The 26160-nt window shown below is 73.2% G+C and carries 28 protein-coding genes; 12 read left to right on the top strand and 16 right to left on the bottom strand.

Annotated elements, in window-relative coordinates; translation table 11 throughout:
• Positions 1-2 precede the first annotated feature (2 nt).
• The 3 genes from CLV70_RS27805 to CLV70_RS27795 are packed head-to-tail and all read left to right on the top strand — an operon-like array spanning position 3 to position 2035.
• Entirely contained in the window at positions 3-503 is a 501-nt protein-coding gene (locus tag CLV70_RS27805; protein WP_106129562.1) for a flavin reductase family protein, read from the top strand.
• Positions 504-1574: an LLM class flavin-dependent oxidoreductase gene (locus tag CLV70_RS27800; protein ID WP_106129561.1), complete on the top strand. Its 1071-nt coding sequence runs from the start codon at positions 504-506 to the stop codon at positions 1572-1574.
• Positions 1571-2035 (top strand): NAD(P)H-dependent oxidoreductase, encoded by a 465-nt coding sequence (locus tag CLV70_RS27795; protein WP_106129560.1) that lies wholly within the window; start codon positions 1571-1573, stop codon positions 2033-2035. The genes CLV70_RS27800 and CLV70_RS27795 overlap by 4 nt, the downstream gene beginning before the upstream one ends.
• A 90-nt stretch (positions 2036-2125) precedes the next feature.
• Here the strand turns inward: CLV70_RS27795 and CLV70_RS27790 are convergent, their stop codons facing one another.
• Entirely contained in the window at positions 2126-2491 is a 366-nt protein-coding gene (locus CLV70_RS27790) for a hypothetical protein (RefSeq protein ID WP_146164186.1), read from the bottom strand.
• A gap of 358 nt (positions 2492-2849) precedes the next feature.
• Between CLV70_RS27790 and CLV70_RS27785 the strand changes: the two genes are divergently transcribed.
• Positions 2850-4346, top strand: coding sequence for a hypothetical protein (locus tag CLV70_RS27785; protein WP_245908503.1), 1497 nt, complete (start codon positions 2850-2852; stop codon positions 4344-4346).
• Here the strand turns inward: CLV70_RS27785 and CLV70_RS27780 are convergent.
• The 4 genes from CLV70_RS27780 to CLV70_RS27765 all read right to left on the bottom strand — a co-directional run bounded on the left by CLV70_RS27780 (position 4343) and on the right by CLV70_RS27765 (position 7832).
• Positions 4343-4570, bottom strand: a complete 228-nt coding sequence (locus CLV70_RS27780) for a helix-turn-helix transcriptional regulator (protein WP_342750421.1) — start codon at positions 4568-4570, stop codon at positions 4343-4345. The two genes, CLV70_RS27785 and CLV70_RS27780, sit on opposite strands and share 4 nt — an antisense overlap.
• Before the next feature lie 124 nt (positions 4571-4694).
• Positions 4695-5405: a GOLPH3/VPS74 family protein gene (locus CLV70_RS27775; protein ID WP_106129557.1), complete on the bottom strand. Its 711-nt coding sequence runs from the start codon at positions 5403-5405 to the stop codon at positions 4695-4697.
• Positions 5402-6403 (bottom strand): acetamidase/formamidase family protein, encoded by a 1002-nt coding sequence (locus tag CLV70_RS27770; protein WP_245908502.1) that lies wholly within the window; start codon positions 6401-6403, stop codon positions 5402-5404. The genes CLV70_RS27775 and CLV70_RS27770 overlap by 4 nt, the downstream gene beginning before the upstream one ends.
• Positions 6396-7832: an APC family permease gene (locus CLV70_RS27765; protein WP_245908501.1), complete on the bottom strand. Its 1437-nt coding sequence runs from the start codon at positions 7830-7832 to the stop codon at positions 6396-6398. Before CLV70_RS27765 ends, CLV70_RS27770 begins: the two co-directional genes overlap by 8 nt.
• 242 nt (positions 7833-8074) lie before the next feature.
• On the opposite strand from CLV70_RS27765, the gene CLV70_RS27760 reads away from it, so the two are divergent.
• Both CLV70_RS27760 and CLV70_RS27755 read left to right on the top strand, forming a co-directional pair.
• Positions 8075-8920 (top strand): NAD-dependent epimerase/dehydratase family protein, encoded by an 846-nt coding sequence (locus tag CLV70_RS27760; protein ID WP_146164185.1) that lies wholly within the window; start codon positions 8075-8077, stop codon positions 8918-8920.
• 4 nt (positions 8921-8924) lie between these two features.
• On the top strand, positions 8925-10145 hold the full coding sequence (locus CLV70_RS27755; RefSeq protein ID WP_106129555.1) for a helix-turn-helix domain-containing protein: 1221 nt from the start codon (positions 8925-8927) through the stop codon (positions 10143-10145).
• A gap of 1 nt (position 10146) precedes the next feature.
• Here the strand turns inward: CLV70_RS27755 and CLV70_RS27750 are convergent, their stop codons facing one another.
• Complete coding sequence (locus CLV70_RS27750; RefSeq protein WP_158277835.1) at positions 10147-10713, bottom strand: TetR/AcrR family transcriptional regulator; 567 nt, start codon at positions 10711-10713, stop codon at positions 10147-10149.
• Between the two features lie 101 nt (positions 10714-10814).
• On the opposite strand from CLV70_RS27750, the gene CLV70_RS27745 reads away from it, so the two are divergent.
• Entirely contained in the window at positions 10815-11393 is a 579-nt protein-coding gene (locus tag CLV70_RS27745) for a hypothetical protein (RefSeq protein WP_211303907.1), read from the top strand.
• Here CLV70_RS27745 and CLV70_RS27740 read toward each other — a convergent pair.
• On the bottom strand, positions 11355-12233 hold the full coding sequence (locus CLV70_RS27740) for a pyridoxal-phosphate dependent enzyme (protein WP_106129690.1): 879 nt from the start codon (positions 12231-12233) through the stop codon (positions 11355-11357). The genes CLV70_RS27745 and CLV70_RS27740 overlap by 39 nt on opposite strands.
• 24 nt (positions 12234-12257) lie before the next feature.
• Between CLV70_RS27740 and CLV70_RS27735 the strand changes: the two genes are divergently transcribed.
• A complete protein-coding gene (locus CLV70_RS27735) occupies positions 12258-12941 on the top strand; it encodes an HAD family hydrolase (RefSeq protein ID WP_245908500.1) in 684 nt (227 codons plus the stop codon).
• On the opposite strand, the gene CLV70_RS27730 is transcribed toward CLV70_RS27735, so the two are convergent.
• Positions 12895-13839 carry a DUF389 domain-containing protein gene (locus tag CLV70_RS27730; protein WP_106129552.1) on the bottom strand — a complete coding sequence of 315 codons (945 nt, stop codon included), beginning with the start codon at positions 13837-13839 and terminating at the stop codon, positions 12895-12897. The genes CLV70_RS27735 and CLV70_RS27730 overlap by 47 nt on opposite strands.
• Before the next feature lie 7 nt (positions 13840-13846).
• The gene (locus tag CLV70_RS27725; protein ID WP_106129551.1) at positions 13847-14419 is read right to left on the bottom strand and encodes a nucleotidyltransferase family protein; all 573 of its coding nucleotides are present in this window, start codon (positions 14417-14419) and stop codon (positions 13847-13849) included.
• 35 nt (positions 14420-14454) lie between these two features.
• Between CLV70_RS27725 and CLV70_RS27720 the strand changes: the two genes are divergently transcribed.
• Entirely contained in the window at positions 14455-15867 is a 1413-nt protein-coding gene (locus tag CLV70_RS27720) for a serine hydrolase domain-containing protein (RefSeq protein ID WP_106129550.1), read from the top strand.
• A gap of 3 nt (positions 15868-15870) precedes the next feature.
• A complete protein-coding gene (locus tag CLV70_RS27715) occupies positions 15871-17061 on the top strand; it encodes an NAD(P)/FAD-dependent oxidoreductase (RefSeq protein ID WP_106129549.1) in 1191 nt (396 codons plus the stop codon).
• Positions 17062-17072: 11 nt separating this feature from the next.
• Here CLV70_RS27715 and CLV70_RS27710 read toward each other — a convergent pair whose 3' ends face one another.
• The 3 genes from CLV70_RS27710 to CLV70_RS27700 all read right to left on the bottom strand — a co-directional run bounded on the left by CLV70_RS27710 (position 17073) and on the right by CLV70_RS27700 (position 19633).
• Positions 17073-17990, bottom strand: a complete 918-nt coding sequence (locus CLV70_RS27710) for a GlxA family transcriptional regulator (protein WP_106129548.1) — start codon at positions 17988-17990, stop codon at positions 17073-17075.
• Positions 17987-18583 (bottom strand): cysteine hydrolase family protein, encoded by a 597-nt coding sequence (locus CLV70_RS27705; RefSeq protein WP_211303905.1) that lies wholly within the window; start codon positions 18581-18583, stop codon positions 17987-17989. Before CLV70_RS27705 ends, CLV70_RS27710 begins: the two co-directional genes overlap by 4 nt.
• Positions 18584-18652: 69 nt before the next feature.
• Entirely contained in the window at positions 18653-19633 is a 981-nt protein-coding gene (locus tag CLV70_RS27700; protein ID WP_245908499.1) for an AraC family transcriptional regulator, read from the bottom strand.
• Here CLV70_RS27700 and CLV70_RS27695 point away from each other — a divergent pair, their 5' ends adjacent.
• Both CLV70_RS27695 and CLV70_RS27690 read left to right on the top strand, forming a co-directional pair.
• Positions 19634-20695: an acyl-CoA dehydrogenase family protein gene (locus CLV70_RS27695; protein ID WP_245908498.1), complete on the top strand. Its 1062-nt coding sequence runs from the start codon at positions 19634-19636 to the stop codon at positions 20693-20695.
• Between the two features lie 44 nt (positions 20696-20739).
• Positions 20740-21423, top strand: coding sequence for a VOC family protein (locus CLV70_RS27690; protein WP_106129546.1), 684 nt, complete (start codon positions 20740-20742; stop codon positions 21421-21423).
• A 7-nt stretch (positions 21424-21430) separates the two neighbouring features.
• On the opposite strand, the gene CLV70_RS27685 is transcribed toward CLV70_RS27690, so the two are convergent.
• The 4 genes from CLV70_RS27685 to CLV70_RS27670 form a co-directional block, all read right to left on the bottom strand.
• Positions 21431-22360 (bottom strand): sugar kinase, encoded by a 930-nt coding sequence (locus CLV70_RS27685; RefSeq protein WP_245908497.1) that lies wholly within the window; start codon positions 22358-22360, stop codon positions 21431-21433.
• Positions 22357-22986, bottom strand: a complete 630-nt coding sequence (locus tag CLV70_RS27680; RefSeq protein ID WP_106129545.1) for a bifunctional 4-hydroxy-2-oxoglutarate aldolase/2-dehydro-3-deoxy-phosphogluconate aldolase — start codon at positions 22984-22986, stop codon at positions 22357-22359. The genes CLV70_RS27685 and CLV70_RS27680 overlap by 4 nt, the downstream gene beginning before the upstream one ends.
• A 57-nt stretch (positions 22987-23043) precedes the next feature.
• Complete coding sequence (locus CLV70_RS27675; RefSeq protein ID WP_106129544.1) at positions 23044-23616, bottom strand: hypothetical protein; 573 nt, start codon at positions 23614-23616, stop codon at positions 23044-23046.
• 75 nt (positions 23617-23691) lie between these two features.
• Positions 23692-26022 (bottom strand): putative bifunctional diguanylate cyclase/phosphodiesterase, encoded by a 2331-nt coding sequence (locus tag CLV70_RS27670; protein WP_106129543.1) that lies wholly within the window; start codon positions 26020-26022, stop codon positions 23692-23694.
• Positions 26023-26160 lie beyond the last annotated feature (138 nt).

The following is a 26160-nucleotide window of genomic DNA, read 5'->3' as shown; positions in this document are numbered from 1 at the left end:
CCATGACCGTCACCTCGCTCGTGGACGCCGACCTCTTCCGTACGCTGCTGCGGCGCCACGCCGCGGCCGTCGTCGTGATCACCGCGCCGGGCACCCCGCCGGCCGGCTTCACCGCCACCTCGTTCACCTCCGTCAGCCTCGACCCGCCGCTGGTCTCCTTCTGCCTCGCCCGGACCGCCTCGGCGTGGCCGGCGGTGCAGGCGGCGCGGACCATCGCCGTGCACGTGCTCACCCGCGAGCAGGAACACGTCGCGCGGACCTTCGCCGCCCGCGGCATCGACCGGTTCGCCGCGCACGGCGCCTGGCATCCCGGGCCGGACGGCGTGCCGCTGCTGGAGGGCGTCCTCGCCACCCTGGTCTGCCGGGTCACCCAGCAGGTCGAGGCGGGCGACCACACCATCGTGCTGGCCACACCGTCGTCCGGGGAGCACCACGCGGACGCCACGGTCACCCCGCTCGTCTACCACGACGGCAGCTACGCGCACCTGAAACGGACCGCGTAGATGCGGGTGCACTGGTTCCTGCCCACCGCCGGCGACAGCCACGGCATCACCAGCGGCGGGCAGGCCTCGGCCACGGTCACCACCGAGCGCCCGCCCGACCTCGGCTACCTGGCGCTGGTGGCCCGCACCGCCGAGCGGCTGGGCTTCACCGGGGTGCTCACCCCGACCGGCACGTTCTGCGAGGACTCGTGGATCACCACGGCCGCCCTGCTCGCCGAGACGTCGACCCTCAAGTTCCTGGTCGCGTTCCGGCCGGGGCTGATCTCGCCCACGCTGGCGGCGCAGATGGCCTCGACGTACCAGCGGATCTCGGGCGGCCGGCTGCTGCTCAACGTGGTGACCGGCGGCGAGTCCACCGAGCAGCGCCGCTTCGGCGACTGGCTGGACCACGACGAGCGGTACTCCCGCACCGCCGAGTTCCTCACCGTCCTCCGCGGCGCGTGGTCCGGCGAACCGTTCGACCACACCGGCGAGCACTACCGGGTGGCGGGCGCCACGACGCGGGCGCGGCCCGAGCCCGTACCCGAGGTGTTCTTCGGGGGTTCGTCCCCGCCGGCGCTGCGGGTGGCGGCCGAGCACGCCGACACGTACCTCACGTGGGGGGAGCCGCCGGACGCGGTCGCCGCGAAGCTGGCCGCCGTACGGGCCCTCGCCGAGGGTTACGGCCGCTCCCCGGCGTACGGAATCCGCCTGCACGTCATCGCCCGCGACACCGCCGCCGAGGCGTGGGCGGTGGCCCGGTTCCTGCTGGACCGGATCCCGCCCGCCGCGGTGACCGCCGCCCGCGAGCGCTTCGCCCGCACCGAGTCCGAGGGCCAGCGCCGGATGGCCGCCCTGAGCGCCGGCGACGACCTGGAGATCGCCCCGAACCTGTGGGCCGGCTTCGGCCTGGTCCGCCCCGGCGCGGGCACCGCGCTGGTCGGCAGCCACGCCGAGATCGCCGCACGCCTCACCGAATACCACGCGCTCGGTATCGACCACTTCATCCTGTCCGGGCAACCCCACCTCGAGGAGGCCTTCCGCTTCGGCGAGGGCGTCCTCCCCCTGCTGAACCTGGGAGCTGACACATGAGCGGAACCGTCGTCGTCTCCGGCAACCCGCGCGCCGGATCGCGAACCTCCACGCTGGCCGCGGCCGTCGGCGCCGCGCTCGGCGGGGCCTCCGCGGTGATCGAGGTCGGCGAACTCGGCGCCGGGCTGCTCACCCCGGGCGACGAGGCGACCGCCGCCGCGACCGCCGCGGTGCAGGACGCCGACGTGCTGGTGATCGCCACCCCCACGTACAAGGGCAGCTACACCGGCGTGCTCAAGGTGCTGCTCGACCGGCTGCCCGCGAACGCGCTCGCCGGCAAGCGCGCCGTACCCGTGGTGACCGCCGGGGTGGCCGCCCAGGCCGAGGCCGCCGCGGCGCTGCTGGCCCAGCTGCTGCGCGAGCTCGGCGCCACCGTCCTGCCGCCGCTGCCGGTGGTGGAGGCGGACCTCCCCGAATCGCAATCCATCGCCCACAAGTACGCGGCATCGCTGGCCGGCTGATACCTCCCGGCCCCGGAATCTGCGACGCGGGCACCGTACGCCGGGACGCGGTCGTCGACGGCGTCGAGCAGGTGAATCTGACCGTCAGTATCAGAAGCCGCACACGTTTCGCACGTCCTGGCGGATGACAATGCCGTCAGGCAGGTACATACCGCCCGATGTGTCAAGGCGATTCCAGAACGCCGGGTCGTTCAGAATATTCTGCGCCGCCCTCGGCACCTCGTGCTGCGTGTCCCCGTGCGACACCAATGTCCGCAGGTTCTCCCAGGTGGTCTGACCGTCGAGAAGCTCGAATGCCTTCGGGGCATCGAAGGTATCGAAGTGATTCGCCATCACGCGGCCGTCGGCCGGGCAGTCGGCGGCGGAGGCCGAAGGAGCCATGGCCATTCCGCCGACCACGGTGGCCGCAGCAGCGGCCGAAACGGCCAGCACTGTGGAGATCCGGCGAGTGTTCACGATGATTCCCCTCTCGATGTGACCGTCGGCTCGGCAACGGTCACGCGACGTTCCGGACTCGCCCTTCCTGTTCGAGGGCAACTCAGCTAATCGCAGATCATCGATTCACACCAAGGCATCCGCTCGCGCTTGGATTTGACGGGCACAAAGTCGGTCCGTGCGTCACAATTTCTGAACCATGTCGAATCCGATCACATATCGGGAGGAAATGGCTGGCGCTAGAGTCCGAGCTGGGTTCGCATCGTCAGCTTCCCCGGGCCGCCGGGCCCCGGCCCCGGTCGTCGACGGCGTCGAGCACTGGCTGCGGGACCAGGGCCTGTAGCGCCGCTCCGGCCGCCGGGTGGCCATACTGTCCGGCGTGAACGAGGTCGTGTTTCCCCGCGGTGCGGACGGTCGGCGCAGCAGTTCGGACCTGGGCCGCGAGGTGGTCGCCGACGCGCTGCGCGCCGCCGATCCGGCCGCCGCCGACGCCGCGTCCGCCGAGCGGGACTGGCGCACGGGCTATCTGCGGCACTTCCGGGCCCTGGTGGAGGCCGGTGACGGGTACGCGGTCGCCGAGGCAGGCCTGGCCTCGGTGCGCGCCCGGATGCGGGTGGACCGCGACGACGCCGGCGACGCGCCCCTGACCGGCATTTTCGCCGCGGACAGCCGCGCGCCCGGCACGGTCACGGCAGCCGGCCCCGGCGCGGACAGCCGGCCGCCCGGCACGGTCACGGTCGTCGGCTCCGGCGCGGACAGCCGGCCGCTCGGCACGGTCACGGTCGCCGGCGGGGAGAAGCCCGAACGGGAGCTCACCGTGCCGTACCGGGGCGAGCTCCTGCGCGGCGACGCCCTGCACCGGCAGCTCGACGCGTGGGTCGCCGCCGGCACCATCGAGGAGTCCTGCGCGGAGATGGTCCGGGCCGTCGCCGCCGAGCCCGGCTGGCTCGACCTCTCCGACCAGCGCCTCGTCGTCCTCGGCGCGGGCAGCGAGATGGGCCCGCTGCCCGCGGTGCTCGGCTGGGGCGGCACGGTCCTCGGCGTCGATCTGCCCCGGCCCGACCTGTGGGCGAGGATCGCCGCGACGGCCCGCCGCGGCGCCGGCACGCTCCTCGCGCCCGGGACGTCCGTGGAGACGGCGGGCGCCGACCTGCTGACCGGGCTGCCCGAGGTCGCCCGGTGGCTGCTCGGCGTCGAGGGGCGCCTGGTCCTCGGCAATTACGTGTACGCACCCGGCGCGGCGTACGCCCGCCTCTCCGCGGCCGTGGACGCGCTGTGCACCCACGTCATCGAGGCCCGGCCGGACACCGCGCTGGCGTTTCTGGCCACGCCGACGGACGTGTTCGCCGTACCCGGGGACGTCGTGACCCAGGCGACCGAGCGCTACCGCCACCGGTCCCGCCGCGCCCGCCTCGGCCACCTGCTCTCCGCGGAGCGGCTCCTGACCCCGAACTATCCGCCGGGCGCGAACCCCGGCATCGCCGACAGCCTGGTGCCGCAGCAGGGCCCGAACTACGCCCTCGCCAAGCGGATCCAGCGCTGGCGCGCGTCGGCCGCCCGCCGCGCCGGCACCACCGTGAGCTTCTCGGTGGCGCCGCCCACCCGCACCCGCTCGGTGACCGCCAACCGCCTCCTCGCGGCGGCGTACGCGGGCGCCCACCTCTTCGACGTGGAAATCTTCGAACCGGCAACCAGCAACAAACTGATGGCGGCGCTGCTCGTCCACCAACTCCGCAACCCCCGCCCGGCAGCGGCCGAAGCATGGCGCGACGAGGCGAGGGGCGCGGCCCACGGCGGCTTCTGGCGAACCCCGTACCAGCCGCGCAGCGTCCTCGGCCTGGCCGCCCTCCGCGGCCTGCCCACCACGCTCCGTTAACCCGGCCGTCGGCCGTGTCTGTCGGGCCGGCGGGCACGGATCCATTCCTCGACGTCGTCCCGCAGCCACACCTTTCCGTGACCGAGGACGGCGACAGGTTCCGGGAAGCTGCTGTGGTGGGTGAACCGGTAGGCGTCCCGCCTGCCGACGCCGAGCCGCACGCGGATCTCGTGCGCGCCCATGAGCTCGATGCGAGCGGCCGGCTGTCCCGTTTCAGCGGTCACTGGACTCTCCTTTGCGGGCCACCGCGCCATACGCGACGGCATGCTCGGCACTGATCTGTGGTCGCGGATGCCTGCGGCCGGGATTCGTCGATCCCTCCGCCGGGAGGTGGCGGGCGCTTCACGCTCAGAAGGCCGCGGTGGCCAGGTCACCGACGGCATCGCGGACGCCGCGGGCGAGCTCCGGTACGCCTGCCAGCGGCGCGCCGGGCCCGATGCGCGCCGGGATGCGCCCGGTGATCCCGGACAGGATCGCGTCGGCTTCGCCCGGCGTGTACGGCGTGAGAAGGGCGCGGTGGATGTTGAGTGCCCAGACCAGTGCGCACAGGCAGTCGGTGCCCGGGTCGGATTGCCGGCGGTGGTAGACGAGCCGGTGGTTGAACTGGCTCCGATGACGGGCGATCGTGTCCGGTTCGCAGAGCCGGTACCGCGTGGGTCTCAGCGTCCGGCGGTGCTCGATCAGGACGCCCGCGGCGACGAGCGTCGCCCGGGTGCGCGAGTAGAGCCGCAAGTAGGGATTGAACCGGGCGCTGACGGCGTCGGCGCGCGCTCCACGCAGGATCTCGCTCAACCGGCAGGGGCCCTCGGCACGGATTGCGGTCAGAATGCCCGAGGCGATCAGGTCCCCGGCCGGATCCGGGCCACGGCCGATGGCGTGAACGCGTCCTTCATGGACGGCTGCCATCCCTTGCAGCAGCAGGTCGGTCAGGGATGCGGCCACCAGGCCGATGCTCAGCGCGCGAACATCCAGATGGGGGCGGAGGCCCGTCTCGTCACCGTCGTCGTGGGCCAGGAGCCACAAGCGCTCCCGTACGCCACGAGCCGCCGGGAGCATCATCGGCGCACCTCGACGGCGCGCAGGCGGCGGTGGGCTCCGAGGTACGGCTGCGCCCCACCGAGCAGTTCCTTGTCGATGGCGGCGGCGATCGTGTAGTTCTCGTCCACGACGTTGCCGACATGCGCACGCCCCGCCTGGGAGACCAGCTGGTAGGCATCGAGAGCATCGAGGCCGGTCATCGCCGACACGTGCTCGACCAGGTCGCGATGCGCCGCCCGATACGTGTCCTCCAGCGGCCGTGCCACCCCGATCGACATGATCGCGGTGTCCGTCTCCAGGCGTGGGGTCAGGGTGGTCACGCCGGACAGCACCTCCACCGCGAGGGTGACGTCCATGGCGACTTCCACCGCCACACCACACAACTCGCCGTCGCCCTGGCGCGCGTGGCCGTCCCCGACCGCCAGCAGGGCACCGCCCCGGCCGACCGGCAGGTACAGCGTGGTGCCCGCCCGCATGAGGGGGGTGTCGAGGTTCCCCCCGTGCACACCCGGCACGACGGAGGGCCGGACTTCACCGTGGGCGGGCGCGACCCCGACGGTGCCCAGCATCGGCACCATCGGCAGATCGGCGGTGAACGCTGACTTCCGGGCCGTGTAGCGCACCGTCTGCCCCCGGTGGTCGAGCGCGTACTCCCAGACGCGTTCCTCCAGCGGCGGATGCAGCATCGCCGTGGCGGCTGTGCCGGTCAGCGCCCCGAAGTGCGGGAACGTGGACGAGAAGCCGACCTCGCCGACGGGCGTCAACGCGATCAGGTGCACCGCCAGGGTGTCACCGGCCTCGGCGCCCACCACGTGCAGCGGCCCGGTCACCGGGTTGAGGAAGGGAAACCGGCACACCCGGCTCGGCAGATCCGCCGTGGAGGTGACCCTGCCACCGAAGCAGTCCCGCGTGCGGAGCCGGACCGGCTCGCCCGGTCTGATCCGTGCGATCGGCTCACGGCCGCCGAACGTGTAGCCGATCGTCGCCTCGGTGGCGTCGAGGACCGTCAAGTCAGCCACGGTGACCTGCCAGGTGATCCGCATCCGCACCGGCGCCGCCGATCCCCGACAGCCGCGGGGCACGCCCGGTCGCCGCGAGCCAGGCAAGGACCAGCACGCCCACACCGAGCCACACGAACCCGACCGTCTGCGCGAGCGCGTTGGCATTCACGATGACGGCCACCAGGATCACCACCCCCGCCACCGGCAGAGCCCAGCAGCGGAACCATCCGGCAACCCTCGGCCGGTCCTTGCGCAGGCCACGAGCCAGCACCGACAGATGCACCACGATGAACGACAGCAGCGCCCCGAAGTTCACGAGGCTGGCGAGCACGGTGATGCCGTCCGCGCGTACGGCCATGGACAAGCCGAGCACCAGGGACACCGCCGCGGTGAGCAGGATGCCGTTGACCGGCACGGATCGGCTGACCGACACCTTCGCCAGGAACCCGGGCAGCTGCCGGTCGCGGGCCATCGCGTACAACAGCCGGGACGTCGCCACCTGGGCCACCATGTTGTTCGACAGCCCCCACGCGAGCGCGGTCGCCAGAGCGGTCACCGTGGCCAGCCACGGCCCGGCGGCGACCCGGGCCGCGTCGTAGAACGCCGTTCCGCCCGGGTCGCCGTCCGCGATCAGGGCATCGGGAGCCGGCACCAGCAGCGCCGCCAGGAAAGACTGCACGACGAACAGCACCCCGATGATCCCGAGCGCGGCGATCATGCCCCGGCTGACCTGCCGGGGGCCGCCCTTGACGTCCTCGGCCAGCGTCGACATCGCATCGAAGCCCAGGAAGCTGAGCATGCAGACCGACATCGCCGTCAGGATGGTGCCGGCTCTGAACTGCGTACCGGAAAAGAGCGGTTCCCACGAGAACCCTCGGCCCGCACCGGAGGCCAGCGCCATGACCGCCGCGACGATGAACAACCCGAGAACCGCGAGGGCGCCGACCAGGGCGATCGTGTTCGTCCGGCGGGTGGACCTGATCCCGGTCAGGTTGATCCCGGCATTGACCACCACGAAGACGACGATCCACACCCAGACCGGCACCGAGGGCACCACCGCCGTCATCGACACCGCCGCGACCAGCGACAACAACCCCGGAATCAGGGTGTAATCCAGCAGAATCGTCCATCCCGACAAGAACCCGAACCATGGAGCGATGGCCCGCCCGGCATAGGAGTAGACCGAGCCGGCCGTCGGATACGCGCGGACCATCACCCCGTACGACGACGCCGTCACCATCATCGCGGCCATTCCCAGCAGATACGCCAGCGCGACCATCCCGGAGGCAGCCTGGAACACACTGCCGAAGATCCCGAACGGTGCGATGGGCACCATGAAGATCAGCCCATAGGTGACCAGATCACGAAAGCTCAGCGAGCGCTGCAACTCCTGCCGATAACCGAACCGCTCCACACCAGCAGAGCGATCGAGGGCGTGCGTAGTCACCAGACCGACCTTTCATTTGTCCAGGGCAATGAGACGTCCGGCCTCAAGACCGGGTGCAGCCCCGATGAGCGGGGCGCAGACCGTTTCCGTTACCTCGGATTCTCGCGGTCGGAGCCGCCCGGAAGTGACACAGATCAGTGTCACCCTTTGATGCGGCCGGTCCGCACCGCCTGCCGGTTGCAGGGCGCGCGATGCACTACGGTTGAGTCTTCGTCCTCACTGGACAATGATCCTCGGCGAGGATGGGAGATCGAGACGTGTACGTGGTCGGTGGTCACGGTTATGTCGGTTCTCGCACTGTCGCGTACGCGAAGGAGAACGGGAACGAGGCAGTGGTGGTGAGCCGGGGTGGAGACACTCGCAACGGCGTGCCGAGCTTGGCGTGGGATGACTTCCTGAATGATCTACGGCATGGCGTCGGCGGCTCCATCTCCGTCGTCTGGATCCTCGACGGTGCCAAGCACGGCGAGTTGGAGCACCTCGACGCGCTCCTGAAGGTTGTCGATGAGTCGACCTACATAGTCGGGGTGTCATCGTGCACCGTCTACGGCGATCGGCATGGCGGGATGTGCGATGAACTCACTCCGCTGAGCCTGGTGACCTCCAACGCCAAACTGAAGGCGGCCTGCGAGGAGGCGCTCGGAGCAGCCCCGGTTGCCCGCGGCGTTCTCAGGCTCGGTGCGCTCTACGGGATCGATGATCGCGGCGTTCGCACCGACCGGATAGAGAGGTGGGTTGCCGAAGCGGCCCGAGCCGGAACGGTGACGGTTCCGGAACCCAGCCACTGGCGCGGATGGTTGCATCGCGACCAAGCGGCTCGGGCACTCTTCCGCGCCGCCCGGGACAGAGTCGACGGCACTTTCAATGTCACATCCTCGAACTACCGATTCGGTGACGCGGCATCCTTCGCTGCTATCCCGTTCGGCGCAACGGTGAAAGGCAACGGAAAGGAAGATCCGATGGATTATCGGATCGACTCGTCGCTTGCCGTCGAGCAGCACCTTCTCGATCAGCGGGATGGCGAGGATCTGCCCTCTGCCGTCGCCTCCTTCGCCGCGAATTACAGGGAAGGACGACGGATCCGGTGAAGAGATGATGGACCACGACGACGATTTCGGAATCGGTCGGCGAATCTCCGAGGCGCGCAAGATCCGTCGGATGAGTCAATATGAACTTGCCGCCAGGATCCCCTTCAGCCTGTCGATGCTCAGGAAGGTCGAGCAGGGAAAAAGGGACGCTACTCCGGCATTCACCGCGGCCGTGGCGAAGTGCCTCGCCACGGATGTCACCACTCTCACCGGTCAGCCTTACGACCAGCGCGGCAGAAGCCGCGACCGCATTCACACCGCGATGCCGGGCCTTCGGCAGGCGCTGACGTACTGGGACCTCAGTCCTCAACTCGACAGACCGATCGGATCCTGGGCCGCGCTTCGTGCCCAGACGGTGATGGCGGCCGAGCTACGCCGCACCGCCCAGCATCTCAAGCTGGTGCAGACACTTCCGGACCTGCTGCTGGAGGTCACGGCAGCCGCGCACGAGAGCCCCGAGGCAAAGAAAGCACGCTATTTCGAGCTGCTGGCGATTCTGCTCTTCGCCGCCCACTCCGTGACCTACAAGACGGGATATCTCGATCTGTCGAGCGTCGTGGAGGATCGGATCACCTGGGTCGCCTCACGATCGTCCGATCCGCTCATGGGTGCGCTCGCAGCCTGGGCACGCACCACCTCCATGCTTCAGAACGGCTCGTACCGTATCGGCTTGCAGCTGCTGGATCGCATGCAGGCGGAGATCCGCCCGACCCGTACCGACCAGGAGAAGACGACACTGCCGGTGTCAGGTTCCCTGCACCTACGTTCGGGCATGCTCGCCGCCCGCGCCGGTGACGACGAGACTGCCAACGCGCACCTGCGGGAAGCCGGTCACATTGCCGCACACCTCGGCGGCGATGATCACGACGGGGGTTGGCATCAACTCTCGTTCGGGCCTGCGAACGTCAGCATTCACGAGGTTGCGGCTCGGATCGAACTCGGCGACGGCGCCGGCGCGGTGTCATTGGCGCGGGATCTGAGGATTCCGCCGAGTTTGCCCCCGATCCGGGCGGGGCACCACTTCGTCGACCTTTCCAGGGCTCAGCTTTGGGAGGGCGAACCGGAGGCCGCTCTCAAGAGCCTCTACCAGGCCAGAAGGCTCGCACCTCAGCAGACACGGCACCTGCCGACCACGCGCGAAGTCCTGCGGATGCTGGTGAGAACGCACCGGCGAAGCAGCGAGCCGCTCGCGAAGATGGTCAACTGGATCGGCGGAGATCTGTAGGTCACGGGGGGTCGGGCTTGCCCCGATCCGGAGCCGACGGCTCCGCGTCCTGCAATGCGGCACGCAGAAGTTGCGCCTGGTAGGCGACCATCAGGCGTTCGACGATCGGGCCCGCCTCGGCCGGGTCGCCGTTTCCCACGCGGGAGAGCCAGGCCGCGACGCAGGTGAGGAGCAGGTCGCGCAGGCGGGCGACCATGCCGGTCACGATCTCCCGTAGCGCCGGGTCCGTCGTCGCCGCGCCCCAGGTTTGTACGCCGACCCGGGCGTAGGCCGGGTCGATGGTCGTGACCAGGCGGGCGAGCAGCTCGTCCGGGTTCGGTGGGGGGCTCTCGGCGGCGTACGCGCTCAGGGTTGCCGCGTGGCGGTCCAGGACCGCGCGCGCCACGGCCTGGAGGAGGTCTGCCTTGTTGCGGTAGTGGGCGTAGATCGAGCCGGCCGAGAGTCCCGATTCCGCGGTGATGTCGGCGATCGAGGTCTGGTCGAGGCCGCGCCGGCTGAAGCAGCGTACGGCGGCTTCGATGATCTGGGTCCGTCGCAGGTCACGACGGGCATCGGTGAGCCGGGGCACGGGCACAGCGTACAAGCGGGGGATCGATCCGGTTGACTCGCTCAAACAGAATGTCTATTTTGTTTGCGACATCGGACATCGAACCTCATTTCTGGAGAGTCATGCGGCCCCTGCCCTTTCCTGTCCTGGCGATTCTGCCGCTGATCTTCTTCATCCCGCCGGTCGTCAGCTTCGCGGTCGATCCTGGCGGGGTCTGGGCCGAGTATCCCGGCATCCTGTTCCACCTCGCGATGCTGCTGCTCATCTCGCGCATGAGGGCCCCGGAGTGGGCGCGGGCCGCGGGGTACGGCTGGATCACCATCGACGTGCTCACCGGCGTACTGGTGATCAATGCGGTGTCCGACGATCTGACCTGGGCCGTCCGGCTCGGCGGGCACGTGCTCGCCGGGGTCTGGATCGTGACCGCCGCGCTGCTGACCCGGTGGCTGCCGATCCGCATCGTGGGCGCGCTGTGCGGCAGCTTCCTGGCGCTCTACAGCTTCGGCAGCGCCTTCCTGCCCGAGCAGGTGCTCTACCCGGCCAGCCCGCTCATGCTCACCTGGCTGGCCCTGCTGGCGATCCGCCCGCAGGACGGCGGCAGCCAGGACAGCAGCAGCCAGGACAGCAGCAGCCAGGACGGCGGCGGCCAGGACGGCGGGTCGTCAGTCGGCCAGGTCCGGGTGGCCGAACAGGCCCGGTAGCCCGCCCGTGTGCAGGAAGACCACCTTGCCGTCCGGCGGGTTGGCGCGCAGCCCCGCCAGCGCCCGGCCCGTGTAGGTCGGGTCGAGGAACAGGCCCTCGGTGCGGGCCGCGAGGACCAGCGCCGAGCGGACCGGGTCGGTCAGGGCCGCGTACCCGGCGCCGACGTGCGACTCGTCGATCAGCAGCGCGGCCGGGTCCACCGTGACACCCATGCCGGCGAGCAGGTCCGTCACCGTCGCCCGCGGATCCGGGAGGGCGCCGACGTTCACGCCGTACACGCGTTGCGGGCCGAGGTGGGCGACCAGGCCGGCCATCGTGCCGCCGGAGCCGAGCGCGACCACCACCGTGGCCAGGTCCGGCAGCTGGGTGAGCAGTTCGCGGGCGCAGTCGACGTAGCCGAGGGCCGAGACCGGCGTCGTGCCGCCGAGCGGGATCAGGTAGCCGTCCTGGGCGGCGGCGACCTCGTCGAGCGGGGCGTCGCCGGCCCAGACGACGGACGCGCCGGCCAGCTCGTCCAGGATCAGGTTGCCGCGCGGGGACTTCGGCGGGTCGCCGCGGAGCACGAGCGTGCACTCCAGGCCGAGCCGGGCGGCGGCAGCGGCGGTGAGGCGCGCGTGGTTGGACTGCGCGGCGCCCGTGGTCACCAGCCGGGTCGCGCCCGCCCGGAGCGCCTGGGCGCAGGTGTACTGCAGCTTGCGGACCTTGTTGCCGCCCCCGCCCAGCCCGGTGAGGTCGTCGCGTTTGATCCACAGCTCGTCCAGCCCGAGCGCCGCGGCCAGCCGCGGCGCCGGCTCGAGCGGGGTCGGCCAGCTGCCCAGGGGTATCGGCGTGACATCCACGGTGCCGAGCATAGGATGCCGGCCGTGCGACTGCGCGGTGTCCTTCTCGACCTGGACGGCACGCTGGTGGACCACGCCGCGGCCGCCGACGCCGGCCTGCGGGCCTGGCTGCCGACGATCGGCCTGGCCGCGACCGACGCCGCGGTCGCCCGATGGACCGAACTCCAGGAACCCCACCTCGCGGCCTGGCGGGCGGGCACGATCAGTTTCGCGGAGCAGCGCCGTCGCCGGTTACGCGATTTTCTCGGTACGGACGCAGCAGACCCGAGCCTCGACGAGACCTTCGCCGGTTACCTGCGGCACTACGAGGCTGCCTGGCGGGCGTACGACGACGTCACCGACGCACTGGAGATCATCGCCGCCGCCGGGCTGGCCACCGCGGTACTGACGAACGGGTCGAGGGTCCAGCAGCACAGGAAGCTCGCGCGTACGGGCCTCGCCGGGCGGGTCGGCCCGGTGTTCACCGTCGACGACCTCGGCGTCGCGAAGCCGGACCCGCGGGCGTACCGGCTGGTGTGCGAGCGCTGGGGCCACAATGCGTCCGAGGTACTGAGCGTGGGCGACGATCACGAGCTCGACGTGGCCGGGGCGCGCGCCGCCGGGCTGCACGCGGCCCACCTGGACCGGCCGGGCACCGGACCGGCGGACGAGGCGGTGCGCCTCACCTCCCTGCGCGACCTCGGACCGCTCCTCGCCGGCGGCCGGTGAGGCGCTGGACGAGCAGGGTCAGCACCCCCGCGGTCACGATCGCGGCGACGTTGACGAGCAGTTGGAGGGCCGAGCCGGCGGCCTCGTTCGTCACCCCGTACGCGAGGGCGACCGCCGCGTTGGCAGCGGCCGGCACCGTCGTCACCGAGATCAGCACGCCGACCAGCGTGCCGGACTTCGCCGAGGTCAGCGAGAGCATCCCGGCGATGCCGGCGAGGAAGCCGACGACCCAGCTGAGCGCGTCCGGCTGCCAGATGAAGCTGGTCAGCGGCCGGTCGTCCAGCAGCATCGACCTGTTCACCAGGCCGAGGGCGTCGAGCAGCCAGGTGGTGGCGACGGTGACCAGCATGCCCACCGCGAAGCCGACCAGCAGCGCGGTGCCGGCCCGGCGCACCAGCCAGGGGCGGCGGCGGACGACGCCCACGCAGAGCGCGGCGAGCGGGCCGAACTCGGGACCCACCACCATCGCGCCGACGATGAGGATCGGCTGGTCGAGCAGGACGCCGATGCCGGCGATCACGGTGGCGACGATCATGAAGGCGAGGAACGCACCGGAGATCTCGCTCTCCGCCGCGGTGGTGTGCTCGACCTCCTCCCAGACGACGGCGTCGACGCCGAGGCCCGGTACGCGCTTCTCCGCGCGCGTGGCGGCGGCCGACAGCGCGGTGTCCACCCGCTCCAGCATGATCGAGCCGTCCCGCTCGATGCCCAGGTCGCGCAGCCGGGCGATGAGGTCGCTGGCGCCCTCCCGGACGACGTCGCAGAGCACGAGGTCGCCGACCGGGTCGCGGGCCGAGCCGGGCAGCACGACCACGTGGGTGACCGCGTCGGCGCCGGTCAGCAGCCGCTCGACGGCCGGCGTGGTGTCCGGTGGCGAGATGATCCGCAGGTGCAGCACCCGGCCATCAGATCATCCCCCGGCCGTCGGCGGGCACGTCGAGGTCGGCGTCGTCCGCCACGTCGCCGACCTCGACGACCCGCACCTGGCCGGCGTGCGCACGCAGGTAGTCGCGGGCGCCGCGGTCGCCGGTCGCGGCGGCGGCCACCCCGGCCCAGTGGTCGCGACCGAGCAGGACGGGGTGCGAGCGGCGGCCGGCGTACCCGCCCATGGCCAGGGCGTCCGGGGCGGCGAGCGCGGCCACCCGGCGTACGGCGGCGGGGGTGACGCCGGGCATGTCGACCAGCAGGACCACCGCCGCGGTCGCCGTCGTTCCCGCCAGCGCGGCGAGGCCGGCGCGCAGCGACGAGCCCATGCCGCTCGCCCAGTCCCCGTTCTCGGTGCAGGTGAGGGCGGGCGCCGCCGCGCGGACCCGGCCGGCCTCGGCGCCGACCACGACGAGCGTCCGGGTCAGCCCGGCCCGGGCCGCCGTCTCCGCGGCACGCTCGACCAGCAGGCCCCCCTGCCACCGCACCAGCGCCTTCGGCATCCCGTAACGGCGGCCCGCGCCCGCGGCGAGGACGAGCCCGGCTATTTCCATGGCGGCAAGCGTAGGCGACCTGATTAGGTGCCGGAATGTCCTCCGTACGCATTCTGCCGCGGTCGGCGCCCACCGCGTCGCGGGCGGTGAACGCCCTGCTCGACCGGCTCGAGGCGCGGTCGCTCGAGTGTCACTCCCTCATGGTCGTGCGGCACGGTCACGTCGTGGCCGAGGGCTGGTGGGCGCCGTACTCGGCCGGGCGAGCGCACCTGCTCTACTCGCTGACCAAGTCGTTCACCTCGATCGCCGTGGGGCTGGCGATCGCCGACGGGCTCCTCTCGCTGGACGACCGGGTGGTGGACGTCCTCCCCGGGCACGTGCCGGCCGAGGTCCCGGAGCGGGCCCGCCGGGTCACCGTCCACCACCTGCTGTCGATGACCACCGGGCACCGGACGGACAGCCTCGGCGAGGCGTGGGAGCTGGAGCCGGGCGACCTGGTGAAGGGCTTCCTGCGGGTGCCGTTCCCCGAGGAGCCGGGGACCCGGCACGCGTACGACAACGCGGCCACCGGCGTCCTGGCCCGGCTGGTGGAGCGGGTGACCGGCCGGGGTCTGCCGGAGCTGCTCGACGAGCGCCTGTTCGCGCCGATGGGCATCGACCACGCTGACTGGGACAGGCTCGGCAGCGGCGACGTCTTCGGCTTCCACGGGCTGCATCTCACCACCGAGGCCGTCGCCGCGTTCGGCGAGCTGCTGCTGCGCGAGGGGCGGTGGGGCGACCGGCAACTCGTGCCGCGCGATTGGGTGCGGCTCGCGACCCGGCGGCACATCGGCACCCTGCCCGCGCAGGTCGGTGGCGGCGGCGCCGACTACCTCACCGGGTACGGGTACCAGTTCTGGATCTCCCGCCACGGCTACTTCGGGGAGGGCAACAACGGTCAGATGTGCGTGGTCGTACCCGGGCACGACCTGGTGGTCGCCGTGACCGCGGCGCTGATCGACTCCCAGGCGGTGCTGGACGCGATCTGGGAGTGCCTGCTGCCCCGCCTCGACGAGGCAGGCGGCCCCGGCGACGACGCGGCTCTCGCCGAGCGGCTGCGACGGCTGACGCTGGCGCCGGTGCCGGGCGGTGCCGGCCCGCCGCACCCGGTCGGGGCGACGGTCGCCGCCGCCGCGGATCCGCCGCTGCCCGACGGCACGGCCGTGTCCGTCGCACCGGCGGACGGCGGCTGGCTCCTGCGGCTCGGCACGTCGCTCACCGTGGCGGCCGGCCACGGCGGGTGGCGGGAGAGCGCGCCGCTCGGCCGCCCGGTCGTCGCCGCCGGAGCCTGGCAGGGTGACACGTTCACCGCCGACCTCTACGTCATCACCGGCCCGCACCGGGTCCGCCTGGTGGTCGACGCCGCCACCGGGACGGCCACCGCGACGTGGAACACCGTCCCGCTGACCACCCCCGACCTGGCCCTGCACCTGCGGGCGCCGCTGATGACCCGGCCCGACGTCGGATAGGCGGTGACGACATCCCGACTGATCGTCGTACGGCAGCAGGTCGTGGACGCCCTCGAGGCGGAGATGCCGGACGTGGCGGAGGCCATGCTGACGGCCGGCGCGGAGCCGGCGCTCGTGTCCGGGGCGAACGGGCGCCCGGCCCGGAAGGCCGGCCTGCGCTGCCGGCGGATCGTCTTCGAGCGGGTGCTGCGGGCCGCCGCGGCCGGTGAGCCCGGCGTACGCCTGGTCCGCGCCCACGCCGACGACGTGCTGAGCGAGCACGGACGCGCCGCCGGGCTGCGGGTGGACGGCGCCACCCTGCCGGCGGACCTGGTCGTGAACGCGTCCGGGCGGGCCGGGCGGATCGCCGACGGCCTGCGGGCACCCGAGGAGGGCGGCGACTGCGGCCTGTCCTACGTGTCCCGGCACTACGCGCTGCGGCCGGGCGCCGAACCCGGCCCGGTGAACGTGCCGCTCGGTCTGCTGTCGCTGTTCCCCGGCTACCTGGCCGGCGTGTTCCTTCAGGACGGCCGGACCGTCTCGGTGCTCATCGCGCGGCTCACCGCCGACCGGGAGCTGGCCGGGCTGCGCGCGCCGGAGGCCTTCGAGGCGGCCGTACGCCTCATCCCCGGCCTCGACGCCTGGACCGACCCGGGCCGCAGCGAGCCGGCGAGCCCGGTGCTGCCCGGCGCGCACCTGCGCAACACCTACCGCGGCCAGCTCGGCGCCGACGGGCGGGTGCCGTTGCCCGGCCTGGTCCACCTCGGCGACGCGGTCTGCACGACGAACCCGACCGCCGGCCGCGGCATCGCCACCTCGCTCATGCAGGCCTGCCAGTTCGTCCGTACGCTCGGCCCCGACGTCGAAGCGGCCACCGTCGCGTTCGACGAGTGGTGCACCGAGCGGATCCGGCCCTGGTTCGACGACCACGTGGCCTGGGACGCCGACGAGGTACGCCTCTGGTCCGGCGAGGACGTGGACCTGACCCGGCCGCTGACCTCCGGGCACATCGTCGCGGCCACCCAGGCCGATCCGTCGCTGATGCGCGTGGTGGCGCCGTACCTGATGATGGAGGCCCTGCCGGCGTCGCTGGCCGCCGCCGAGCCGCGCGCCCGGGAGCTGTACGCCGGCGGCTGGCGGCAACCGATGCCCGCCACCCCGTCCCGCGAGGACCTGGCCGAGCTCGTCCGCCGGACCGCCCCGCTCACCGTGTGAGCGGCCGGCGCTCACCGGGCCGGCGCCCCGCGGGAGCGCAGCCGGCGCAGCATCCGGGCGTCGCCGAAGCCGACGGCGCGGGCCGCCGCCTCGACCGTCGCGCCGTGCCCGATCAGGTGCTCGGCCCGCTCCACCCGCAGCAGCTGCTGGTAGCGCAGCGGGGTCTGCCCGGTGGCCGCCTCGAACCGGCGGGTCAGGGTGCGTTCGCTCATCCCCGCCGCCGCGGCGAGACGGGCCAGCGGCAGGGGCTCGGTGAACCGGTCGTCGATCCGGTCCTGCACCCGGTGCACCGCGTCGCTGAGGTGGGCGCGGTGCCGCAGCATCGTGCCGACCTGCTGCTCGTCGCCGTTGCGGCGGGCGTACACGACCATCTGCCGGGCCACCCGGGCGGCCGCCGCCGGGCCGTGCCACACCGCGATCAGGTGCAGGGCGAGGTCGATGCCGCTGGCGATGCCGGCGGACGTGATCACCCGGTCGTCCTCGACGTAGAGCACGTCGCGCACCACGACGGCCCGCGGGTAGCGCCGGGCCACCTCGTCCTGCACGTCGTGATGGGTCGTGCACCGGCGGCCGTCGAGCAGGCCGGCCCGCCCGAGCGCGTCGGCGCCCGCGCAGATGCTGGCCACCGTGCCGCCGGCCGCGTGATGCCCGGCGATCCGGTCGAGGGTGCGCCGCTCCAGGTGCCCGGTGCCGGCCAGTCGCGGCGAGTGCCAGCCCGGCACCACCACCAGGTCGGCCGGCGACAGGTCCGGCCAGGAGGTCTCCGCGCGCAGGGTGACGCCCTGATGGGTACGGATCTCGGGCCGGTCGGCGAGGTACGAGAGCGGGTGGTCGTGCCCGAGGTCGGCGGCGGTGGAGAACACCTGCGCCGGCCCCGCAAGGTCGAGCAGGTGCAGCCCCGGCACCAGGACGAACACGATGCGGCTCACGATCCGGTCAGCTCTCCCGTCAGTTGGCCCACGGTGGCGATGGTAGCGAAGCGGCCGGCCAGGACGTACTCCGTGCGGGCCACGACGTCCTCGGCGGCGAGCGTACGGGGATCCGCCAGCAACTCCTCGAGGCTCTGCCCGGCCGGGGCGGTGTGGTGCGGGATCGGGAACGTGGCGGTGGCGTCGGTGACGAACGTGACGGCGTACCCGAGGTCCGAGCCGACCCGGGTGGTGGTCTCGACGCACTGCTCCGTACGGATGCCGCAGACCGTCAGCCCGCGCACGCCCCGAGCGGTCAGCAACTGCTGAAGGTTCGTCGTGGTGAACGCGTTGTGCGAGGTCTTGGTGATGACCGGCTCGCCGGGGCGGGGCTCGAGCTCGGCGAAGACGCGGACGTGCCCGCTCTCCGGGTCGAAGACGCCGCCGCTGCCGGGCTCGGCGTGCAGCACCCACACCACGAGATCACCGGCGGCCCGGGCGGCCTCGGCGAGCCGGCGCACCTGGGCGGCGATGCCGGGATTGCTGACGGCCTGCCACAGCGGGCGGGCCCGGAAGGACTCCTGGACGTCGATGATGACGAGCGCGTTGGTCATGGCTCGATCCTGCCGCCCGTACGGCGGCCGGGGTAAGGCACGGACCCGACGCCCGCCGGAACGATCCGGTCAGCGAGCGAGATCCATGTCCGCCCGGAAGCGACCCGGCGCTACGCCGAACTCGCGGCGGAAGGCCCCGCCGAACGCGGACTCGGTCGCGTAGCCGACCCGCCGGGCGATGGCGGCCAGCGGGTCCCGGGTCTCGCGCAGGAGCCGGGCGGCGCAGACGAGCCGCCACCCGGTCACATACGCCATCGGCGGCTTGCCCACCGCCGCGGTGAACCGCCGCACGAACGCCGTCCGCGACATGCCCGCCACCCCGCTCAGCCGCTGCACCGTCCACGCCCGCTCCGGCCCGTCGTGGATGGCGTGCAGGGCGGCGGCGATGCGCGGGTCCGCGACGGCCGGCCACTCCCCGGACCGTTCCTGCCAGCGGCGCAGGGCGTGCACGAGGATGAGGTCGAGCAGCGCGGCCCGGCTCGCCCCGCCGCCCGGCCGGTCCTCGGACACGTCGTCGTCCAGCAGGGCGGTCAGGAGCCGCAGCCGCGCCTGCCCGTCCTCGTCGCGCGGGATCACCACCACGTCGGGCAGGTGCCGCAGGAATTCGTGGGCCCGGCCGCGGTCGAGCCGGTAGCACCCGCAGAGGAAGTCGAAGTCGGACGGACCGGCTGCCGGAGGCTCGCCGCTCATCGGCGCCATGGGCAGCGCGCCGAGCGGGCGCGGCGCGTGGCTGAGCCCGTGCTCCGAGCCGAACGGCGCCAGGACGACGTCGCCGGCCCGCAGGGCGGTGGTGGTGCCGCCGCGGCCGACCAGCCAGCCCGTGCCGCCGAGCACGACGTGGAAGCCGACGCCCACGAAGGCCGGGTAGCGCGCACCCCACGCGCCGGATTCGGTGATCCGGCGGGCGTGCGGGGTGCCGGTCCGCACGGCACCGATCACCGAGCTGATCAGGTCCACGGCCGCATGGTAGGCCGCGGCGGCACGGACGCGGATGAAGGTGGGCCGATCGCGCATGGTTCCGGCGCCGTACGCCTGGTTCAGTCGATCCACGTGACCTCCATCGACACTGACCTGGCCCGAGTCCTGCGCGAGAACGCCGCCCGTACCGAACGGCAGGGCCGCCCGGCCGCGGAGAGCCTCGACGCGGCCCGCGCCGCGGGGGCGTTCGCGCTCCGGGCCCCCGCGTCCGCCGGCGGGGACGGGGCGAGCGCCGTGACCGTCGCCGGCGTCCTCGCCGGGATCGGCCGGCACTGCCCGGCCACCGCGTGGATCGCCGGCACCTGCGCCACCTCCAAGACCTTCGTCACCGACGTGTTCGGCGCCGCGGCGCCCCCCGGCTACTTCGCCGATCCGAAGGGGCTCGCCTGCGGCTCCGGTACGCCGTCCGCGACCGGGGTGCGCGAGCCCGGCGGGGTGCGCGTGACCGGGCGGTGGGCGTACGTCTCGGGTTGCGAGGACGCCGCCTGGGCCGGGCTCGCCGTCCTGGTCGAGGGGACGTACTGCTTCGCGGCGGTCCCGGTGTCCGCGCTGACCGTCGAGCGGACCTGGGACACCGCCGGCATGCGCGGCACCGGCAGCCACACCCTGGTGGCCCACGACGTGCCGGTGCCGGACGGCCGGATCGCCGCGGCACGCCCGCCGGACCCGGCGACGCACCTCTTCTACGTCACCACGGTGCTCGCCCCCGTGGTGGGTGCGGCCCGCGGCGCCCTGGACGTCACCGAGGCGATGGTCGCCTCCGACCGCAGGCCGAGCATGACGGCGTACACCCGGATGGCGGAGTCGCCGGCGGTCCGGCACACGCTCGCCGAGGCGGCCCTGCTCGTGGGCCGCGCGGAGCGGACCCTGACGGCGGCCGCGGAGGCCGCCGACTCGGGTGACGTCGCGCCCGCCGGCCACGCCCGCCTGAGGTTCGAGATGGCCGAGGCCGCGCGGGACTGCCGCACCGCCGTCGAGCTGATGCTGGACCTGCACGGGGTCGGCGGCTTCGGCTCGGCGCATCCCGCCCAGCGGTTCTGGCGGGACGTCGCGGTCGGCTCCCGCCACGCCCACCTGCGGTCCTACCTCGCGGTCGAGGACTACGGCCACGCACTCACCGGGGTGACACCCTAGAAATGCGTTGTGGTCGCGGCGGGACGGTCCCTACTGTCCGCAGGATGCGTACGCGGCTGCTGGCGGTGACCTTCGAGGCCCGGGATCCGGCCCGGGCGGCGGAATTCTGGGGCGCCCTGCTCGGCCGGGAGACCGTCGCGGACGGCGCCGGTGTGCTCCTGCCGGGCGGGGACGCCCAGGCCGGTCTCCGGTTCGTGCCGGGGCGCGCGGGCCGGCTCGGCGCCAACCTCGTGCATCCGCACCTGACCAGCGCCGGGCCCGGCGACCGGGAGCGGACGGTGGAGAAGGCGCTGGGCCTCGGCGGCAGCCACCTCGATGTCGGGCAGCGGCCCGAGGAGGGGCACGTCGTCCTGGCCGACCCCGCGGGCTACGAGTTCTGCGTCATCGAGCCGGGCAACGCCTTCCTCGCCGGGTGCGGCTTCCTCGGCGAGCTCAGCTGCGACGGCACCCGCGCGACCGGGCTGTTCTGGAGCCGGGCCCTGGGCTGGCCGCTCGTCTGGGACCGGGACGAGGAGACCGCGATCCAATCGCCGGACGGCGGGACGAAGATCTCCTGGGGAGGCCCGCCGGTGCGGCCCCGGGAGGAGCCGGCCCGGCAGCGCTTCGAGCTCGTGGCGGCGGCCGGCGAGCTGATCTCCCTCGGGGCCACCCGGCTCGGGCCCGGCACGGACGGCGCGGACCTACTGGCCGATCCGGACGGCAACGAATTCCTGGTCCGGCGGGGCTAGCCGGCCCTCAGCGCAGGACGTCGTCGGTGGCCGAGGCGAGGGCGGCCAGGTCGGCGCGGGTCGGCAGGCCCTCGCAGTCGCCGGGGACCGTCACCGCCCACGCGCCCGCCGCGATCGCCGTCGCCAGCCGGGCCGCGGGCTGCGCGCCGGCCAGGCGGTCGGCGAGGTAGCCGGCCACGAAGGCGTCCCCGGCACCGACCGGGTCCACCACCGCCACGTCCGGCGCCGCGACCGCGTGCCGCTCGCCGTCGATCAGGGCGGTGCACCCGCGGGCGCCGTCCTTGACCACCACCTCGGCCGGGCCGAGGGCGGCGAGCCCGTCGAGCGGGGGTCCGTCCACGAACAGCGCCGCCTCCGCCGGGCCGGCGAAGACGATATCGGCCCGGGCCACCAGGTCGCGCAGGACCGGCGCGGCGTCGAAGCGCGACCACAGCTTGGCGCGGTAGTTGACGTCCACCGACACCGTCACGCCCGCCGCCCGCGCGGTCTCCACGGCCTGGAAGACCGCCGCCCGCGCGGAGTCGCTCAGCGCCGGCGTGATGCCGGTGACGTGCACGATCGCGGCCGCCCGCACCGCGTCGGCCGGGACGTCGGACGGCGCGAGGCGGGACCCGGCGCTGCCCGCGCGGTGGTAGTCGACGGTGAGCAGCGCCCCGGTGCGCCGATGCTTGACCATGAGCCCGGTGAACGAGGGGTCGCGGATCACCACGGCGGCGACGCCCTCGGCCCGCAGCCGGCGGGCGATCAGGTCGCCGCTGGCGTCGTCTCCGACCCGGCCGAGCCAGGTGACGGGCGCGCCGAGCCGGGCGGCGCCGATCGCCACGTTGCTCTCCGCGCCGCCGATGCCGAAGGTGAAGCCCCGGGCGTGATCCAGCGCGCCGATGCCCTCGGCGCTGACCACCCCCATGGTCTCGCCGAACGTCAGCAGGCCGCTCACGAGCGGGCGTACGCGACCGCGTCGGCGGCCCGGCGGGCCCGGTCGGCCAGCCGGGCCAGGCTGCCGCCCGAGGCGGCGTCGCCGAGCAGCGGCCCGCCCAGCCCGACCGCCGCCGCGCCGGCGCCGAGCCAGGCCGCCACGTCGGCGATCTCGATGCCGCCGGTGGGCATGATCCGCACGTCGGGCAGCGGCCCGTGCAGGTCCTTGAGGTAGCGCGGGCCGACCGCCGACGCCGGGAAGAGCTTGACCAGCGGCGCACCCGTCCGCGCGGCGGCGAAGATCTCGCTCGGGGTGAACGCGCCCGGGTAGAACGGCACGCCCGCCCCCTCGACGCCGGGCACGGCCACGGGCGAGACCAGGAACGCGGCGCCGGCGTCGATGCTCGCCTCGGCGTCGTCGGCGCTGAGCACGGTGCCCGCCCCGACGACGACGTGCGGGGGCAGCTGGCGGCAGAGGCCGGCGAGCGCCTCCAGGGCGCCCTTGGAGGTGAGGGTCACCTCCAGCGCGGTGATGCCCGACTCCACGAGCACGTCGGCGACCGCCGAGAACGCGTCGGCCGTCGGCGCCCGCAGCACCGCCACCACGCCGCTGCGCACGATCGCCTCAGTCACCGACATGTCCGGCATGGACGCCTCCCCGGGGTTCGTCGTCTCCCTGACGATCCTGCCCCGCCCGCGCCAAGATCACCCAGTGACGCTCGACTCCTGGGACGCCCCGCTGCCCCGCCGCAGGTACGTCCGCAGCGACCGCGGCGGCCCCTCCACCGGCATCGGCGGCGGCGTCACCTCGATGCCCAGCTCCTCCCGGATCGCCGCCTCCAACTGCTGCATCACCAGCGGCACGTGGCCGAGCATCTCGCGCACCGACTTCGCCGGGTCGACGCCGGGCGGCGGGGTCGGGCGGCTGCCGTACAGCTTCTCGAGCAGCAGGTGCACGGCCAGCGCGGCGCTGCGCACCTGCCCCGAGGCGAGCAGGCGGACCTGCATCAGCGCGGGACCCACCTCGTCGAGATACGTGAACGGCCCGGGCATCGGCTGCCCCGAATCCAGCGCGGCCCGCAACCGGTACGTCGCCCGTTCGAACTGCGCCAGCAGGGCGACGTAGGCGTCGCGGCGCTCGGCGTACCACCGGCGGGTGCGCTTGGCACGGCTGCGCAGATAGTTGTCGCGGGACGACACCAGCAGTGTCACACCCGCCCCGACCAGGGCGAACACGACGGCGATCAGGGGCAGGCCCCACCACGGGATCTCAGACACCCGACAACGGTAGCGATGCCCCGCCCGGCCGTACCGGCGTGCCCCCGATCGTGGACCGGGGCCGGCGGGGCAGGATCAGCCGACGGTGGGCCGGTGGATCAGCCCGGCGTGCTCCGCGGGGGTCCGGGGGCGCCCGTAGAGCCAGCCCTGCGCCAGGTCGCAGCCGTGGTCGCGGAGCCAGTCGCGCTGCAGAGCGGTCTCCACGCCCTCGGCCACCACCCGCAGGTTCATCGACCGGGTCATCGCCAGCACCGCCCGGACGATCGACTCGTTCGCCCCGTGCTCGCCCACCTCGGAGACGAAGGAGCGGTCGAGCTTCACGATGCCGACCGGCAGCCGGTTGAGGTAGCTCAGCGACGAGTAGCCCGTACCGAAGTCGTCGATGCAGAGGGTCACGCCCAGCTCGGCGAGGGCGTCGAGGGTCGCGAGCGCGGTCTCCAGGTCCTCCATCACGCCGGACTCGGTGATCTCCAGCCACAGCGCCCCGGGCGGCAGGCCGGTGCCGGCGAGCACGTCCCGGACCACGCCGACGAGCGCCTGGTCGCGCAGCTGCCGGACGGAGACGTTGACCGACACGTGCAGGGGCCGCGCGTCCGGGCCCCGCTCGGCACGCCACGCGGCGAGCTGGGCGGCCGCCTCCCGCAGCAGCCAGGCGCCGCTCTCGACGATCAGGCCGGTCTCCTCGGCGATGGGGATGAAGTCGAGCGGTGACACCGCGCCCAGCGTGGGGTGCTGCCACCGCATGAGCGCCTCGAAGCCGTCGAGCTCGTCCGTCGCCAGGTCGACGATCGGCTGGTAGTGCACCGCCAGCTCACCGCGGACGAGGGCGCCGCGCAGCGCCTGCTCCAGGTTCATCCGGTCGCGGACCTGATCGCGCAGGGACGTGTCGAACAGCGCGTACGCGTTGCGCCCGGAGCCCTTGGCCTTGTACATCGCGGTGTCGGCGTCGCGGATCAGCTCGAGGGCGTGCGCCCCGCCCGGCGACTTGGCGACGCCGATCGAGGCGGAGATGACCACGTTGCCGACCGACAGCTCGAACGGGCGGGCGAACTCCTCCAGCACCCGGTCGGCGAGCGACTCGGCGAGCGCCGAGTGCGACGGGCTGGCCAGGGCGATGACGAACTCGTCGCCGCCGATCCGGCAGACCAGGTCGGCGTCGCGGACCTGGGCGCCGAGCCGCCCGGCGACCGCGCAGAGCAGCTCGTCGCCGACCTCGTGGCCCCAGTGGTCGTTGACCATCTTGAACCGGTCGAGGTCGATGAAGAGCAGGCTGATCTCGAGCTGCTCGGCGACGGCCCGGTCGCCCCAGCTCGCCACGGTCTCGGCGAGCAGCTCCCGGTTGGGCAGGTCGGTGAGGGCGTCGTGGGTGGCGCGCCGCCGGGTGGCGCGTTCGGCGCGGGCCCGCGAATTGTTCGAGCGGACCACCCGGTAGAAGACCGTGACGATCAGCAGGACGCAGAGCGCGGCCCGGACCGTGCCGTCCACGATCCCGCCGACCGGCTCGAGCGTCGTGATGACCACGGGTACGACGACCATGAGCGCCATCAGCCCCGTACGCAGCTTGCTGAGGTCCTTGACCACGATCCGCTGCGGCGCGGTGAGGCTGCGCATCGACGGGTGCACCCCGGCCGCCCCGACGAACAGGAACGTGGCGGCGAAGAGCACGTCGACGGTGTGCTGCGGCACCTCGGCGAGGCCGCCGTCGCGCAGCATGAAGAGGAAGTCGCCGGCGAACATGGCCGCGGCGGCCGTGATGAGCAGCCAGAGCGAGAGCTGCCGGGCGCCCCCGGAGAGCCCCAGCTGCGCCGCGAGCACCAGCAGCATGACGTCGAAGATCGGGAAGAAGGAGTTGGCCACCCGCAGCGGCGAGAGGTCCACCTGCGCCATCGACGGGGCCATCAGGAACGTCCAGCACATGAACGCCGTCGCCAGCCCGACGAGCGCGGCGTCGACCCGGGCGGGGTCGTCGTCCGAGGCCTGCCGGCGGCGCAGCATGCCCCAGAAGGCCCAGCCCATGACCAGGTACCCGGGCAGCACGAAGATGTCCGAGACGAGCGCCATGGCCGTCGGCGGGGAGGCACCCGCGCCGGGCACCACGGCCCGCACGACGATGCCGCAGAAGAAGAGCAGCGCCGACGCAAGCAGGCAGGCCCACGGGCCCCGCTCGCCGGGCAGGGCCATGCGGCGCACGCCGTACACCATGGCGCCCAGCCCGCCCACCGCGGCGACCGCCGTCAGCGGGGTGCGCAGCCACTCCGGACCGGCGGCCAGCCAGGCCAGCACGATCCCGACGGCCGCCAGGTAGGCCCACGCCACCGCGCGTCCGCGCGCGGGATGCGCCGGCCCGGCGCGGACGACCGCGACGGGCGCGGCCTCCGGGCGCTGCGGGGCCAGCACGGAGGTCATGACCCTCCATCGGCATGACGGCCCGGGTCATTAACCATCCGTCCCGGACTCCGCCGAAACGGTCACGCGGCCTCCGGTTCCCACGTACGTTTCATCCTGATCTGGGCCGGTCCGAAGTCTTTCGCGGGGGGATACGCG

The organism is Pseudosporangium ferrugineum (genome assembly GCF_003002065.1).
GTDB classification, from domain to species: Bacteria; Actinomycetota; Actinomycetes; order Mycobacteriales; family Micromonosporaceae; genus Actinoplanes; species Actinoplanes ferrugineus_A.
This window is presented reverse-complemented; position numbering and strand designations above follow the sequence as displayed.

What these genes read in the sequence shown, in the direction of transcription:
- CLV70_RS27805 (WP_106129562.1), top strand. Translation starts at nt 3, where the DNA reads ATGACCGTCACCTCGCTCGTGGACGCCGACCTCTTCCGTACGCTGCTG.
- CLV70_RS27800 (WP_106129561.1), top strand. Translation starts at nt 504, where the DNA reads ATGCGGGTGCACTGGTTCCTGCCCACCGCCGGCGACAGCCACGGCATC.
- CLV70_RS27795 (WP_106129560.1), top strand. Translation starts at nt 1,571, where the DNA reads ATGAGCGGAACCGTCGTCGTCTCCGGCAACCCGCGCGCCGGATCGCGA.
- CLV70_RS27775 (WP_106129557.1), bottom strand. Translation starts at nt 5,405, where the DNA reads ATGATGCTCCCGGCGGCTCGTGGCGTACGGGAGCGCTTGTGGCTCCTG.
- CLV70_RS27760 (WP_146164185.1), top strand. Translation starts at nt 8,075, where the DNA reads ATGGGAGATCGAGACGTGTACGTGGTCGGTGGTCACGGTTATGTCGGT.
- CLV70_RS27755 (WP_106129555.1), top strand. Translation starts at nt 8,925, where the DNA reads ATGATGGACCACGACGACGATTTCGGAATCGGTCGGCGAATCTCCGAG.
- CLV70_RS27745 (WP_211303907.1), top strand. Translation starts at nt 10,815, where the DNA reads ATGCGGCCCCTGCCCTTTCCTGTCCTGGCGATTCTGCCGCTGATCTTC.
- CLV70_RS27725 (WP_106129551.1), bottom strand. Translation starts at nt 14,419, where the DNA reads ATGGAAATAGCCGGGCTCGTCCTCGCCGCGGGCGCGGGCCGCCGTTAC.
- CLV70_RS27720 (WP_106129550.1), top strand. Translation starts at nt 14,455, where the DNA reads ATGTCCTCCGTACGCATTCTGCCGCGGTCGGCGCCCACCGCGTCGCGG.
- CLV70_RS27705 (WP_211303905.1), bottom strand. Translation starts at nt 18,583, where the DNA reads ATGACCAACGCGCTCGTCATCATCGACGTCCAGGAGTCCTTCCGGGCC.
- CLV70_RS27690 (WP_106129546.1), top strand. Translation starts at nt 20,740, where the DNA reads ATGCGTACGCGGCTGCTGGCGGTGACCTTCGAGGCCCGGGATCCGGCC.
- CLV70_RS27680 (WP_106129545.1), bottom strand. Translation starts at nt 22,986, where the DNA reads ATGCCGGACATGTCGGTGACTGAGGCGATCGTGCGCAGCGGCGTGGTG.
- CLV70_RS27670 (WP_106129543.1), bottom strand. Translation starts at nt 26,022, where the DNA reads ATGACCTCCGTGCTGGCCCCGCAGCGCCCGGAGGCCGCGCCCGTCGCG.